This is a genomic window from Dietzia sp. (assembly GCF_036741115.1).
In the GTDB taxonomy this organism is placed as follows: Bacteria; Actinomycetota; Actinomycetes; order Mycobacteriales; family Mycobacteriaceae; genus Dietzia.
The window spans coordinates 25759-39235 of the sequence record NZ_DAINST010000003.1 but is presented as its reverse complement, the minus strand read 5'-3'; the positions used below and the strand labels follow the sequence as shown (position 1 = coordinate 39235).

The following is a 13477-nucleotide window of genomic DNA, read 5'->3' as shown; positions in this document are numbered from 1 at the left end:
GGTCTATGGGTGGCCGATCGCGGTCTCTGCAGAGGAGAGCGTGGGCAGTGCGGGCGGCTCACACGCCTCGGGCGTCTCGCGTGGCCATGCCGGCGCGGGCGAGGCGCGCACGTCCGCACGGCCGTCGCTGTGGATCCGGCCGAAGTCGTGAGCCCGTGCCCGGGGCGCGGCCCCGGGATGCGGAGGCGCGCCTCTTCGGGCTACGCGCAGGCAAAGGGGTTCGAAATCTCGGCGATGGCGCAATAGCTCCCGAAGAGCAGGATCCCCGACAGCACCAGCGGCTGACCGACGCTCTGCGCCACGGGCGCGAGCACGGGCATCAACGGGCCGGTGACCTCGCTGGGGATCGAGCCCAGCGCGGGGGCCTCGGTATCGGTCTGGGCCTCGGCGACCCCGGAGGCAGCGAAAAGCGGGAGGGTGGCCACGGCGGCGATCGTCACGGCGCGGCGGGCGGTGTTCTTCATTTGGAGACTCCTCGTTGAGCGGTCGACCAGGGCGTCGCTGGACGGGGAACAGCCCGGCGGAATCGGGTGGTGGCGCGCGACCGGAATCGCCCATTGCCAGCACTGTGCACATCGCCCGGCACCTCAGTCCCGTTACCCTCCGCACGTCGAGGCGGACCATGCGACGCCACGGAAGAACAGAGCCCCGAGCGAATCGGACAAAGCGCGAACGCGGCCGACCCGAATGCCGTACTCGCGTAGGTGACAAGTTGTCACCTATGGAAACGGAACTCGCGTGGCCGACGAGAGAATGTCGCGGACCGACAGGCAGAACCACGTCCTCGATACCGCCAGGGCCCTCGTGTTGGCGCAGGGTTTCAACGCGGTGACTCTCGACATCGCGGAGCGCGATGCCGGCATCTCGCGCCCCATGCTCTACAAACTGTTCGGCGGGCTGCACGGACTGTTGACGAGCCTGATCGACCGCGAGACCGACGCGGCGCTCGAGGGCCTTAATCGGGCTATGACCGGGATGGATACGGCCACGGGGACGGCCGGCGAGCCGCGATCGCCGCCGTGTCCGCGATGGTGGACGCGACGGCGTCGGCGCCGCTGAGCTGGCAGATTCTGCTCACCCCTTCCCAGGGCAGACCGATCGAGCTCTACGACCGAATCACGCTGGGCAGAGCGACGGCGCGGGGCGACGTCAGAGTTGCCCTCGAGGCCGGGCACCCGCAGGTGGACGACCTCGAACTCTCGGCGCGATTGGTGCATCTGGTGCTCGAGGACCTCGTCCGGCTGCACGTCAACGCCCCAGCCGAATACCCACGGGAACGAATCGCGCGGCAGGCCGAAACCATCGTCGAAGCGCTTCTGGCTGTGGAACTCCGGACGGAGGGCGCGCTGTGAGCCCCCACGTCGTCGTGATCGGTGGCGGCATCGCGGGTCTCGCATCTGCGGTGTGGCTGGCCGAGTCCGGTTGCCGCGTCACGCTGCTCGAACGCAGAGGCGCAGTGGGAAGGCGAACGCACGCGATCTCGGTGCCGCAGGTGGACGACCTTGCCGACAACGGTCAGCACATCATGATCCGGGCCTACGCCGAGCTCTACCGCTACCTCGACAGCATCGGCACTCGACACCACATGCATTTCGCCCCGCTGGGGACCAGGACACGCGAGGGCAAGGCGTACACCTATCGCCCCGGCAGGCGACGTCCGTGCCCAACCTCGTGCTGGCGGGCGAATGGACCCGGACCGACTGGCCTTCGACGATGGAAGGCGCAGCCCAGAGCGCCGCCCGAGCGCTTGACGTGCTCGATCCCGAACTATCCCGCGCCGCGGTGGAGGTCTGATCACCATGGCCCATGTCATCACCCAGAATTGCTGCAACGACAAGTCGTGCGTCGACGTCTGCCCTGTCGACGCGATCCATCCACGCCCGGACGAACCGGAATACCGCGGCGCGGACACACGCTTCGACTTGTCCGGACGACGCGCCGTGATCATCGGCAACGGGAACGTCGCCCTCGATGCGGCCCGCATCCAGCTCACCGATCCGGACGAGCTGGCCGGCACCGACATCGCCCGTCACGCTCTGGAAGCGCTGCGCCGCAGCTCCATCGAGGAGGTGCTCATCCTCGGCCGACGCGGGCCCGAGCACGCCGCCTGCACCGAGCCGGAACTACGCGCGCTCGGGCACCTGCGCGGCGTCTCCATCGGGGTCGAAGGGGCCGGCGATCCCGCATCGCTTCCTGGCCCGTTCGCCGAACTGAGCCGCCGAGCTCGCGGCGACGAGAAACGTCTCACGTTCCGTTTCCACACTGCGCCTACGGCCGTGCTCGGCGATTCCCATGCGACGGCACTTCGGGTGAAGTCGCCAGCCTCACCTTCGGACTCCCCGGAGGGCATCCCCGCGTCACTCATCCTGCGCGCGACCGGCCATCGCGGCGAACCGATCCCCGGGCTGCCCTTCGACAGCGATGCCGGGCGGTTCTCCACGAGCGCCGGACGGGTGTTGCCCGCACGGGACTCGGCGCCAGTGCAGGGCACATATGCGACGGGATGGATCAAGCGCGGGGCGACCGGAACGATCGGCACCAACCGCTTCTGCGCCGCGGAGACCGTCGCGAGCCTCATCGAGGATTTGCGTGGCGGCGTGCTGACCACCGAACAGGCTCCCGTGGACCGCCTGGACGCCGCGCTGGTCGACCGCGGCGTCACCCCGCTCGGCGTCGACGCGTGGCGGCGCCTCGACGCCCACGAGCGGACGGTCGGCCTGCAGCACGACCGCTCCCGCCACAAGGTGACCTCGACCGCCGAGCAATTCGGCATCGCCACGTCCTGACGGCGGACTTTGGCGCCAGCCATGGCGAACGCCCCTGCCAGGTCCTTCGTATTGCGGAAGTGGAGGGATTTGAACCCCCGGTCCGGGTTAGGGACGCTCGCTTTCAAGGCGAGTGCATTCGGCCGCTCTGCCACACTTCCTCGCACGCCCTGGCGTGCGCTGCAATCCTATCGGCACACGTAGGGCGGCCGCGAAATCCCCACGGCACGCCCTTGTCGGCCTCAAATATATGTGACACGATATGCGCACAGCCCCACCACGGGGCCGTGGGCCCCGCCTGCAGAGGAAGTGTTCGCCATGACGAACGAGCCGAACGAATTGCCCGAGACGGGCGAACTGCGCGAGCCCCACAGCACGCAGAAAACCCCGCCCTCCCGCTTCCGGCTGGAACCCGAGAAGCCGTCAGGCCCATTCCGCGCGATGGCCGCGCTGTGGCGAATCGGCGCCCCGAGCGCCGAGGAGTGGCGCCGGGTCGGCGACTTCATGAACCTCGGCGATCCGGTTTTCGACCGCCTCGCCGAGTGGATGCACACCGAAGCGACGGGCCCCCAGCGCGGGGAAATCCACGCGGCCCTGGCCAGTGGGGCAACCTCCGACGTCAGACGCTTTGCAGAAGTTGCCACGGCACTCGAGCAGCTCGAGGCGGAGCCCGACTGGCTCGACCGGGAGAAACTCGCGATCGGCGCACGGGCGCTGCGCCGCGGCGGCAGCGACGGCATGTACTTCGCGCGCGACGTGTCGCTCATGGGCGGATATCAGTTCTCCGACCTCAACAAGACGCTGGTCCGCACCGGCGCGCTCGAGAAGGGCGCCAACCAGCGTTTCGCGGAGACCATGCGATGGGCGCTCGACCTCACCGGGGAGGGCGGGCTCGATCCGTGGGCGCCGGGATTCTCCTCGACGGCGCATGTACGCCTCATCCACGCGGTCGTGCGGCGCAGTGTCGCGGCCATGCCGGACTGGGATTCCGGCAGCTGGGGCACGCCCATCAACCAGACGGACATGGGCGCCACGCTGGCCGGCGCGCTCATCACCCCGGCCGCGGGCGCGCTCACCATGGGCGTGGTGTGCACGCCGCGCGAGCTCGACGCGGTCGCCCACTTCACGCGATACGTGGGCACGCTCATGGGCGTGCGCGACGAGTTCCTCCCGCACGATTTCCGCGACTCCATCCGCCTGCTCTGCCTCCTGGTCACCGCGCAGTCCGAGCCGGACGAATCGAGCGCACTCCTCGCCGCGCCGCTCGGCGACACCCCACTCGAGTGGCGCTTCGGGCGCTTCGAAGCGGTGCGCCGACGGATCGCACGGCAGCAGCATCTCTCGATGGCGGCGACCTTCCTCGGCCCGTCGATGATGCGCCGCCTCGGCCTGCCCGCCGCCTTACTCCCCTGGTACCCCGCGCTGCGGCTGCCGATCAACGCCGCGCGGAGTGCGTACGCGCTGTCGAGTCCCGAGCGACGGCGGCGAAGCGCGATCGCCGGCGGGCGGGCGCAGTGGCGCTTCTACGTCAGAATCACTGGCGGCGAGGGCACGGACATCGGGGCCTCGGCGGCGCCGTCGACCCGGGCGGCATAGACGGTGCGGCGGGCGTAGTTTGGGGCCCATGTACGCCATCACCGCGCGCGGGGATTCCGGCCCCGCAGGCCTTGCATTCGACGAGATCCCCGACCCGGTTCCGGGGCCCGACGAGGTCGTCATCGAGACCGTGGCCTCCGCCGTCAACCGCGCCGACCTCCTCCAATCCCACGGCCTATACCCGCCGCCCGACGGCGCCCCGGAGACCATCGGCCTCGAGTGCTCGGGCCGGATCGTCGAGCTCGGCGCGAACGTCGCGGACGGCCCCGAGTGGGACCAGCCGCACCTCGCCCTCGGCGCCGAGGTGTGCGCCCTCCTCGCCGGCGGCGGCTACGCGACCCGCGTCGCCGTGCCCGCGGCGCAGGTCATGCCCGTGCCGGACGGCGTACCGCTCGACGAGGCCGCCTCCTTGCCGGAGGTCGCGTGCACCGTGTGGTCGAACCTCTTTATGACGGCGGACCTCCGTGCGCGCCCCTGGACCGGGCGGAAGCCGCGGCTCCTCGTCCACGGCGGGACCGGCGGCATCGGGTCGTTCGCGATCCAGCTCGCCGCGGCATTCGACGTCGATGTGCTCGCGACCGCCGGTTCGGCCGAGAAGGTGGCGCGCTGCCGGGAGCTCGGCGCGGCGCTGGCGATCGACTACCGCGAATCCGATTTCGTCGAGGCTGTCGCCTCGTGGTCCGAACCGTCGGGCGAGCCGGGCGTCGACGTGATCCTCGACGTGATGGGTGCGAAGTACCTCGAGCAGAACATCGCGGCGCTCGGCGAGGACGGGCGGCTCGTGATTATCGGCATGCAGGGCGGGAGCAAGGCGGAGCTCGACATCACGTCGATGCTCGGCAAGCGAACCGGCGTATTCGCCACGAACCTGCGCCGGCGCCCTGTCGCCGGGACTTCGGGGAAGGGCGAGATCTGCCGGCAGGTCGTGGAGAACGTGTGGCCGCTGATCTCCTCAGGCGCGATTCGGACGCAGGTCTCCGAGCGCTTCCCGCTGGCCGAGGCCGGGGCCGCGCTCGCGCGGCTCGAGTCCGGCGAGTCGCACGGGAAGCTGCTGCTCGAGGCGTAGGGGGTTCGCGCGAGGCGCCCCTAGAGGGGCATGAGCGCATCGGCGACGCTCGTCGCGCCCGCCGCCGATCGCATTGCCCACGCTGGACATCGGCATCGGCAGGTTCGGCCCCACGGCCATGTCGCCGGCGACATAGATTCCGGCTACCGAGGTACGCCCGCGCTCGTCGATGCTCACGAAGCCCGCCTCCGTGATCTCGAGCCCCAGCTCGCGCCCGAGCTCGGCGACGAAAGGCGCGTGCTGGCGCATCTGCGACACGAGGAACAGACCGGCGACCTCGGTGTCAGCGCCGTCCGAGGTGACGATCGTCAGGCCGCCGTCATCCTCCCGAACCTCCTCCACGGAGGCTTCGACGAACTCGTTTCCGTTACCACACAAGGAGTCCGGAACGCCCTCGCCCTCCGTTAACACCACGAGGTCCGACGCGATCGGCCCGAGCATAATCGCCTGGTGCGTGGCGAGCGTGGCGCCGAGGAGCCCAATCCGCTGCCCCGCGAACTAGTGGCCGTGGCAAAACGGGCAGTTGGCGATGCGCCCGCCCCGCGCCTCGGCGATCCCGGGAATGCCTGGCAGCTCGTCGCAGACACCCGTAGCGAGGATGACGGCGGACGTGCCCACCTCTTCGCCGCCCGCACGAGGATCTCGACAGGCCTCGAATCCCCCGGTTCGCGTCACATCGGTTGTCACGTAGCTAGTTCTGGCCGTGCGACACGGTGGCCGCCAGCTCGCCGCGCAGGGCATCGGCGATTCGAGGGTCGTCACAACGATCGATCCGGACGTCCGCCGCGCCCACCCACGAGGCTGCTTCGCGCAGCGCCTCGGCGGCCTTCGCCGCATGCCTGACGCCGAACAGCGAGATCTGCCGGGCCACGAGCGTGTCGCCGTCCCGCGCGGGATCGATCCGCCCGACGAGCTTTCCGCCCGCGAGGATCGGCATCGCGAAGTAGCCGTGCACCCGCTTTGTGCGGGGCGTGTACGCCTCGAGGCGGTGCGTGAAATCGAAGATCCGCGCGGTGCGCGGGCGGTGCCAGATGAGGGAATCGAACGGCGAGAGCAGCGTGGTGCGGTGGCGCCCGCGTGGCGCGGATTCGAGGGCGGCCGGATCCGCCCACGCCTGGGCGACATCGCCGCGGTCGCCGGTGCCCCGGCCGCCGGCGCCCCAGCCCTCCACCTCGACCGGAACGAGGCGCGTGTCCCCGACGACCGCCTCGACGTCGGCACCGCGGAGCCGGTGGTAGTCGGCGAGGTCCGAGCGCGTGGCGACGCCCATCGCGATACCCGCCTGCTCGACGAGAGTGCGGTGGCACTCGGCATCGGAAAGGTCCAGCGAGCGGAGCTCGGCGGGGACGGCGCGCTCAGCGAGGTCGTACACGCGCTTCCAGCCGTGGCGCGTGGTGCACACGACATCGCCCTTGGCCAGCGCGGCCTCGACGGCGATCTTGGTCTCGCTCCAGTCCCACCACTCGGCCGAGCGCTTGGCGCCGCCGAGCTCGGTCGAGGTGAGCGGGCCACGGTCGCGGAGCTGGGTGAGCATCTCGTGGTACGCGCCCTCCGAGACCCCTCGACCCCACATGGTGCGCTCGCGGTGCGCACGCCGACGGAACGCGAACAACGGCCATTCCTCGATGGGGAGGATGCATGCGGCGTGGGACCAGTATTCGAAGGAGTGCGGCGCAGCGGCCCTAGCGGACCCGGTAGCTCCAGCGAGCGAAGCGGCACCGGCGCCCCCGGCGGGCTCGCCTCCCCAGTAGGCGGCGTCGACCCGCTCGCGGCCGACGGCCCCGAGGCGCGCATACGGGACGAGCTCGTGGGATCGCGCGAGTACGGAGATCGTGTCGAGCTGCACGGCGCCGAGCGAGCGCAGCACCCCGCGGACACCCGCGCGGCGATCGGGCGCACCGAGGAATCCCTGGGCGCGCAGGGCGATCCGCCGCGCCTCGTCCGCAGACAAGCGGACCTCCGGGCGCTGGCCCGACGACCCGGGCGTCGCTCCTCCGTCGACATTTGCACTCCGGACATCACCCATGCCGACCACCGTAGGCGAGCGCCAGGACATTCGACCCGCTCCGCCTACCCGCCCTCGGCAATCGCCCGCAGCGCCTCGAGGTGCCGGTGGAACGCGGCGACGCCTTCCTTGGTCAGCGACAACCGCGTCCGCGGGCGCTTGCCCACGAAGCCCTTTTTGACCCGGACGTACCCGGCCTTTTCCAGCGCCGAGACCTGCTTGGACAGCGTCGAGTCACTTACCTCGACGGCATCGCGGACCGTGGCGAAGTCGGCCTCCTCCACGGTGTTGAGCGAGGCGACGATGGACAGCCGCACCGGCGAGTGGATCACGTCGTCGAGCCGGTGGCGCGCATGGCTTCCCGTCGCCATTTACACGGCCCTCCTCTGGATGACGGCGGCCACCGTGAGCATCGGCGACGCCACGAGCACTCCACCGAGGAAGCTCGCCCAGAACGGGGAATTGTCGTAGCCCCCGAAGATCGCGCCGAGGCCGAAGATGCTCACCACCACGAAGACGGTCGCGACGGCCACGGCGGAGTTGTAGAGCGCCGTCACCCCCTTGGGTGCAACGGTCGCATACCGGCGCTGCACGAGGACGAACGAGACGAGCACGACGCAATAGCCGATCGTGAACCAGTCGGACAGCGGCGCCAGTGCGATGCATGCGCCCATGAGCACCCCGATGACGGTCGCCGTGACCGCCCAGAGACGAAGGTCCCTGCGCTTGGCGAGCGACGGCGTCGCCTCCGCCGAACCGAGGAAGCGCGCGGCCTCCTCCTTGCCGAGTTGCTCACCGCCGAAGCGACCCCTGTCCATGTGCCCGCCGTGGTCGGCGGAGAACTGCGCGGCGTTCATGTCCCTACCCCTTCCGGTTTCCAACACCCCAACGACTTTGAATCTACGCAAGTACTTTCCACATTGGAAAGTACTTTCCACGAATCGCCGCGCAGGGATTCGCCGCACCAACGGGTAAGGTTTGCCGACGTGAGCAACGATCCGACGCCCGATACCGCGCAGCAGGCCCTGGCCGAGCGCCAGACCCCGCTGGTCAGCGACTCACGCACGTTCCGCAGGGCATTCGAAGACCTCCGCCGCGGCCTCGGCCAGCGCGAACTCTGGCTCAACCTCGGCTGGCAGGACATCAAGCAGCGCTACCGGCGTTCGACGCTGGGACCGCTGTGGATCACGGTGGCGACCGGCGTCATGGCCCTCGCCCTCGGCGTGCTGTACTCGGTCCTCTTCCAGATGGACCTGCGAGACTTCCTCCCCCACGTCGCGGTGGGGCTGATCATCTGGGGGTTCATCTCCGGCTGCATCAAGGAGGGCTCGGAGGTCTTCATCTCCAACGAGGGGCTCATCAAGCAGCTCCCCAGCGCGCTGTCGGTGCACATCTACAGGCTCGTGTGGAAGCAGGTGCTGTTCCTCGCGCACAACGTCATCATCTGGGTGATCCTCATGGTGGTGTTCCCGCGAGCCCTCGGCTGGGAGGTACTCCTCGCCCTTCCGGCGCTCGCGCTGCTCGTCGTCAACGGGGTGTGGGTTGCCCTGCTGTTCGGCATCGTCGCCACGCGCTTCCGCGACGTCGCGCCACTCCTCGATTCGCTGGTCCAGCTCGCCTTCTACATGACCCCCATCGTGTGGACCACGACCACACTCAAGGAGCAGGGCGGACAGGTGGCAGAGCGGGCGCGCATCGCCGAGATCAACCCGCTGTTCCACTACCTCGAGATCATCCGCGCGCCGCTCATCGGCGAGCCCATCGAGGCCTACCACTGGTGGATCGTGCTCGGCTGCACGGCCGCCGGCCTACTCTTCGCGCTCGTCATCATGCGCCAGTTCCGCTCCCGCGTCCCCTACTGGGTGTAGGCGACCAGAACCGACGATCCAAGAGAGACCACAGAAAGGTACCCGCGACATGGTCAGCTCCAAGGTCTCGATCGAGTGCGAGAATGCGTGCGTCGATTTCCCCATCTTCGACGCCAAGTCCCGCTCGCTGAAGAAGGCCGTGCTCGGCTCCGCCGGCGGCGCGATCGGCAAGACCGATTCGAACGTCGTGGTCGTCGAGGCACTCAAGAACATCAACCTCTCGCTCAAGGAGGGCGACAGGATCGGCCTCGTAGGGCACAACGGCGCCGGCAAATCCACGCTGCTCCGGCTCCTCTCCGGCATCTACGAGCCCACGCGCGGCGCCGCCCACATCCGCGGGCGCGTCGCCCCGGTCTTCGACCTCGGCGTGGGCATGGACCCGGAGATCTCGGGCTACGAGAACATCATCATTCGCGGCCTCTTCCTCGGGCAGACGCGGAAGCAGATGCGCGCGAAGATGGACGAGATCGCCGATTTCACCGAACTCGGCGACTACCTCTCGATGCCGCTGCGCACGTATTCCACAGGCATGCGGGTACGCCTGGCGATGGGCGTGGTCACGTCCATCGACCCCGAGATCCTCCTCCTCGACGAGGGGATCGGCGCCGTCGATGCGGAGTTCATGAAGAAGGCGCGCATCCGCCTCGAGAAGCTCGTCGAGCGCTCGGGCATCCTCGTCTTCGCCTCCCACTCCAACGATTTCCTCGCGCAGCTCTGCGACTCGGCGATGTGGATCGACCACGGCGAGATCCGGCAGAGCGGGGAGATCGAGGAGGTCGTTACCGCCTACGAGGGGCCGGAGGCCGGCCTGGCCGTGCGCGAGTCCCTCGCCCGGCTGGAGAAGGACCACGCAGAGGAGCGGGCGGCGGCCGCCGGCGCGACCGGCGCAGACGGCGCCGCCGGCGCAACCGGCACCGGCGGCGCGCCTGGCAAGGGCGGCACCCAATGAGCCACCCCACCCAGGACGCCATCGCCGCGCCGGACGAGAAGATCGTGGCGGTTGTCGTCACGCACAAGCGCCTCGAGCCGCTGCGCCGCTCCCTCGGCCTGGTGTGCTCGCAGACGCGGCCCGTCGACCACGTGATCGTCGTCGACAACGCTTCCGAGGCGCCCGTGCGCGAGCTCGTCGAGTCGCTGCCCGTGCCGTCGACCTACATCGGCAGCGGGCACAACCTCGGCGGCGCCGGCGGTTTCGCGCTCGGCATGCTGCAGGCGCTCGCCCTCGGCGCGGACCGAGTCTGGTGCGCGGATGACGACGGGCGTCCCGAGGACACCGCCGTCCTCGACACGCTCGTCCGCTGTGCCGAGCGGCACGGCCTCGATGAGGTCTCCCCCGTGGTCGCAGACATCGACGATCCGGACCGGTTGGCATTCCCACTGCGGCGCGGGCTCGTGTGGCGGCGGCTGCGCTCCGAGCTGTTCGAGCCGGATGCGTCCGGCGAGGTCGACACGTCCGAACTGCTACCCGGGATCGCCTCGCTGTTCAACGGTGCGCTGTTCACCGCCGACTGCCTGTTCCGCGTGGGCGTCCCGGACCTGCGGCTCTTTATCCGCGGCGACGAGGTGGAGATCCACCGCCGTCTCGTGCGCTCGGGCGTCTCGTTCGGTACCTGCCTGACGGCGGCCTACCTACATCCCAATGGCTCCGACGAGTTCAAGCCGATCCTCGGCGGGCGGATGCACACGCAATACCCCGCCGACGAGGGCAAGCGCTTCTTTACGTACCGCAACCGCGGCTACCTGTTGAGCCAGCCCGGGATGCGGAAGCTACTGCCGCAAGAGGTGCTGCGCTTCGGCTGGTACTTCCTCGTGTCGCGCAAGGACCCCAAGGGGCTTGCGACGTGGGCGAAGCTGCAGCGACGGGGCGCGAGCGAGGACTTCCGGCGGTAGAGAGTTCGCGGGCGGCTCGGTCCGCCGGCTGCGGCTAGCCCGGCAGGCGGGGCATCGACGCGCCTCGCCCCTACGCCCGCTCGTAGTGGCGCGCGCGCCCACGCACACCGGCGAAGCGGAACGGCGACTTGGTGACCGCCGCGGTCTCCGTGTCCTCGGCGCTGGGCATCGCCTTCTCGTGCATGCCCTCGTACTCGGGGACGGACAGACGAACGCGGGAGTCGAGCATCCCGAGGACCCGGTCCCGGAAGCCGCGGCGCGTGGCATCATCCGCCCGCACGATCCCCGTGAGGATCTCCGCGACGCTGCCCGAGCCGTACGAGACAAGCCCGACGCGCTTCCCGGTGAGCCCGTCCTCGTGGTGCAGCAGCGACGTGAGCGCGCTGTACAGCGACGCCGTGTACGAATTGCCCATGCGCCGGTTATAGACGGAGCCGGTGTCGAGCGCGCCGTCGTTGAGCTCGGTGCCCGTAAAGGCCGCGAGGTGCGCCTGGGCCTTGCGCGCCATCTTCGTGAAGGGCTGGTGGTAGACGAACGCGGCGACATCGGAGATCGAGGGCCCGCCGTGCTGCTCGAGGTCCTTCCACGCCTTCTCCACCGACTTGAGATACGCGGTAATGGACAGCCCGCCGTCCACTACGGCCGTAGAGGAATCGTTGGGGCGCCAGAAGTCGTCGACGTCCTCGGAGAACACGCCGGAGGCCGGCTCGATCTCCACGAGCGCGGGATCGGCGGACACGAGCATCGCCACGGCGCCCGCTCCCTGCGTCGGCTCGCCCGGCGAATCGAGCTCGTAGCGCGCGATATCCGAGGAGATCACGAGCACCCGCTCGCCCGGGTTCCGGGCGATGATCCCCAGCGCCGCCTGCAGCGCGCCGGTTCCCGAGTAGCACGCCTGCTTGAGCTCGATGGAACGCACCTCGCCGGGCAGGTCGAGCAGCTTGTGCACGAACACCGCAGTGGACTTCGACTGGTCAACGCCGGTCTCGGTGGCGAACAGCAGGGTGCGGATCCCCTCGGCGCCGGTCCGCTCGAGGAGGCGGTGGGCGGCGGTGGCGCCCATGGTCACGACGTCCTCATCGGGAGCGGGGAAGGAGAACTCGTCCTGGCCGAGCCCCTTGATGTACTTGTTGGGATCAACCCCGCGGGCCTCGGCCAGTTCCGTCAAATTGACGACGTGATGTCCCGTGGCGACCTCGATGTCGTGAATGCCAATCGCCGTCATCACTTCTGCCCCTTGGTTCGCTCGAATTTCCTGTGGGTGGCCATCAGTTCGCCCTGGTTCGTCTGCGCGGCGAGCAGCGAGAGTTCTCCGCAGAGGACGGTCGCGGCCACCAACGAGGCTAGCCGACGGGCATTACCGCCCGGTTCCCGCTCCTCTCGGCAGCCGAGGCGCTGCAGCGCGTACTCGACATCGGGCAGATCCTTGCCGTTGCCCACGGTACCCACGATCAAGTGCGGCAGCGTGCACGAAAAGTAGAGCCCGTCCTCGCGCGCCTCGGCGTAGGTAAAGCCCTGCGAGCCCTCGACGATATTGGCGGCGTCCTGCCCGGTCGCGGTGTAGAACGCGAGCAGCATGTTCGCAAAATGCGCGTTCGCCGAGCGCAGCGCGCCGGCGATCGTCGAACCCACGTAGTTCTTGCGCACCACGAGCTCGGCGAACTCGCGCGCGTCGGTGCGCAGCCGCTCCTCCACCACCGAATGTGGGATGAGGATGTCCGCGACCACGTTGCGCCCGCGCCCGAGCACGCCGTTGACCCCGGTGGCCTTCTTATCCGTGCAGAAGTTCCCCGAGATCGAGCCGTACCCGAGGCCGAGGTCCCACGAGAGGATCTCGCTCATCAGGTGGTCGGCCGCGAGGGTCACCATGTTGTGGCCCGAGGCGTCCCCGGTGAGCAGCGCGAAGCGGAGGTACAGCAGGTTCCCGACGATCTCCGGATGGACCTCTTTGAGCTTCGCGTGCCGGCTCCCGGCCGCCACGACATCCTCCAGATCACCGATCCGCGCTTCGATCGCCTGCCATGCGCGATGGGCATGGGCGCCGTCATCCGCCACGAACAGCACCGAACGGGTCATCTGCTCGCCGAGTACGGTGCAGCGGATACCGCCCTCGACCAGGCGCGATACTTTGGCGCCGCGCCCGACGGACGGCCACAGCGGAGATTCGTAGGTCGCGAGAGGAACCTCGATCTCGCCTTCCACCGCGTTGCCGCTCACCCGGATGGGCCCGACCCACTGTGTGGGCACGCCGGTGGAATAGGTCTCTCGCTCTGCGCTCACGTCGTTC

The 13477-nt window shown here is 69.3% G+C and carries 15 protein-coding genes, 1 tRNA gene and 2 pseudogenes; 10 read left to right on the top strand and 8 right to left on the bottom strand.

The window, feature by feature from the left end; genetic code table 11:
* Positions 1 to 200: 200 nt before the first annotated feature.
* A complete protein-coding gene (locus V7E05_RS00905) occupies positions 201 to 464 on the bottom strand; it encodes a hypothetical protein (protein WP_333617799.1) in 264 nt (87 codons plus the stop codon).
* A 274-nt stretch (positions 465 to 738) separates the two neighbouring features.
* On the opposite strand from V7E05_RS00905, the gene V7E05_RS00900 reads away from it, so the two are divergent.
* From V7E05_RS00900 to V7E05_RS14250, 5 genes and pseudogenes are all read left to right on the top strand, one after another.
* Positions 739 to 1059 carry a TetR/AcrR family transcriptional regulator gene (locus V7E05_RS00900; protein ID WP_333617798.1) on the top strand — a complete coding sequence of 107 codons (321 nt, stop codon included), beginning with the start codon at positions 739 to 741 and terminating at the stop codon, positions 1057 to 1059.
* Complete coding sequence (locus V7E05_RS00895; protein WP_333617797.1) at positions 1020 to 1352, top strand: hypothetical protein; 333 nt, start codon at positions 1020 to 1022, stop codon at positions 1350 to 1352. Before V7E05_RS00900 ends, V7E05_RS00895 begins: the two co-directional genes overlap by 40 nt.
* Positions 1349 to 1645, top strand: a pseudogene (locus tag V7E05_RS00890) (FAD-dependent oxidoreductase); the annotation flags it as partial. The gene V7E05_RS00895 and the pseudogene V7E05_RS00890, both read left to right, overlap by 4 nt.
* A gap of 14 nt (positions 1646 to 1659) precedes the next feature.
* The gene (locus tag V7E05_RS14255) at positions 1660 to 1794 is read left to right on the top strand and encodes an FAD-dependent oxidoreductase (protein WP_442891559.1); all 135 of its coding nucleotides are present in this window, start codon (positions 1660 to 1662) and stop codon (positions 1792 to 1794) included.
* Between the two features lie 95 nt (positions 1795 to 1889).
* Positions 1890 to 2168, top strand: a pseudogene (locus V7E05_RS14250) (ferredoxin); the annotation flags it as partial.
* A gap of 672 nt (positions 2169 to 2840) precedes the next feature.
* Here V7E05_RS14250 and V7E05_RS00880 read toward each other — a convergent pair.
* A tRNA-Ser gene (locus V7E05_RS00880) sits at positions 2841 to 2926 on the bottom strand.
* A 157-nt stretch (positions 2927 to 3083) separates the two neighbouring features.
* On the opposite strand from V7E05_RS00880, the gene V7E05_RS00875 reads away from it, so the two are divergent.
* A complete protein-coding gene (locus V7E05_RS00875; protein WP_333617795.1) occupies positions 3084 to 4361 on the top strand; it encodes an oxygenase MpaB family protein in 1278 nt (425 codons plus the stop codon).
* Between the two features lie 28 nt (positions 4362 to 4389).
* A complete protein-coding gene (locus tag V7E05_RS00870) occupies positions 4390 to 5427 on the top strand; it encodes an NAD(P)H-quinone oxidoreductase (protein ID WP_333617794.1) in 1038 nt (345 codons plus the stop codon).
* On the opposite strand, the gene V7E05_RS00865 is transcribed toward V7E05_RS00870, so the two are convergent.
* The 4 genes from V7E05_RS00865 to V7E05_RS00850 form a co-directional block, all read right to left on the bottom strand.
* The gene (locus V7E05_RS00865; RefSeq protein ID WP_333617793.1) at positions 5314 to 5868 is read right to left on the bottom strand and encodes an FAD-dependent oxidoreductase; all 555 of its coding nucleotides are present in this window, start codon (positions 5866 to 5868) and stop codon (positions 5314 to 5316) included. The genes V7E05_RS00870 and V7E05_RS00865 overlap by 114 nt on opposite strands.
* A 250-nt stretch (positions 5869 to 6118) precedes the next feature.
* A complete protein-coding gene (locus tag V7E05_RS00860) occupies positions 6119 to 7453 on the bottom strand; it encodes a winged helix-turn-helix domain-containing protein (protein WP_333617792.1) in 1335 nt (444 codons plus the stop codon).
* A 44-nt stretch (positions 7454 to 7497) separates the two neighbouring features.
* Complete coding sequence (locus tag V7E05_RS00855; RefSeq protein ID WP_333617791.1) at positions 7498 to 7803, bottom strand: winged helix-turn-helix domain-containing protein; 306 nt, start codon at positions 7801 to 7803, stop codon at positions 7498 to 7500.
* Positions 7804 to 8289 carry a hypothetical protein gene (locus V7E05_RS00850; RefSeq protein WP_333617790.1) on the bottom strand — a complete coding sequence of 162 codons (486 nt, stop codon included), beginning with the start codon at positions 8287 to 8289 and terminating at the stop codon, positions 7804 to 7806.
* 168 nt (positions 8290 to 8457) lie between these two features.
* Between V7E05_RS00850 and wzm the strand changes: the two genes are divergently transcribed.
* The 3 genes from wzm to glfT1 are packed head-to-tail and all read left to right on the top strand — an operon-like array spanning position 8458 to position 11190.
* On the top strand, positions 8458 to 9300 hold the full coding sequence (wzm, locus tag V7E05_RS00845; protein WP_333617834.1) for a galactan export ABC transporter permease subunit Wzm/RfbD: 843 nt from the start codon (positions 8458 to 8460) through the stop codon (positions 9298 to 9300).
* Positions 9301 to 9349: 49 nt separating this feature from the next.
* Positions 9350 to 10249: a galactan export ABC transporter ATP-binding subunit Wzt/RfbE gene (wzt, locus tag V7E05_RS00840; protein WP_333617789.1), complete on the top strand. Its 900-nt coding sequence runs from the start codon at positions 9350 to 9352 to the stop codon at positions 10247 to 10249.
* Positions 10246 to 11190 carry a galactofuranosyltransferase GlfT1 gene (gene glfT1, locus V7E05_RS00835; RefSeq protein ID WP_333617788.1) on the top strand — a complete coding sequence of 315 codons (945 nt, stop codon included), beginning with the start codon at positions 10246 to 10248 and terminating at the stop codon, positions 11188 to 11190. The genes wzt and glfT1 overlap by 4 nt, the downstream gene beginning before the upstream one ends.
* A gap of 70 nt (positions 11191 to 11260) precedes the next feature.
* Here the strand turns inward: glfT1 and V7E05_RS00830 are convergent, their stop codons facing one another.
* Together V7E05_RS00830 and V7E05_RS00825 are read right to left on the bottom strand one after the other, a co-directional pair.
* Positions 11261 to 12415, bottom strand: coding sequence for a hydroxymethylglutaryl-CoA synthase (locus V7E05_RS00830; protein ID WP_333617787.1), 1155 nt, complete (start codon positions 12413 to 12415; stop codon positions 11261 to 11263).
* Positions 12415 to 13470: a hydroxymethylglutaryl-CoA reductase gene (locus V7E05_RS00825; protein WP_333617786.1), complete on the bottom strand. Its 1056-nt coding sequence runs from the start codon at positions 13468 to 13470 to the stop codon at positions 12415 to 12417. Before V7E05_RS00825 ends, V7E05_RS00830 begins: the two co-directional genes overlap by 1 nt.
* Positions 13471 to 13477 lie beyond the last annotated feature (7 nt).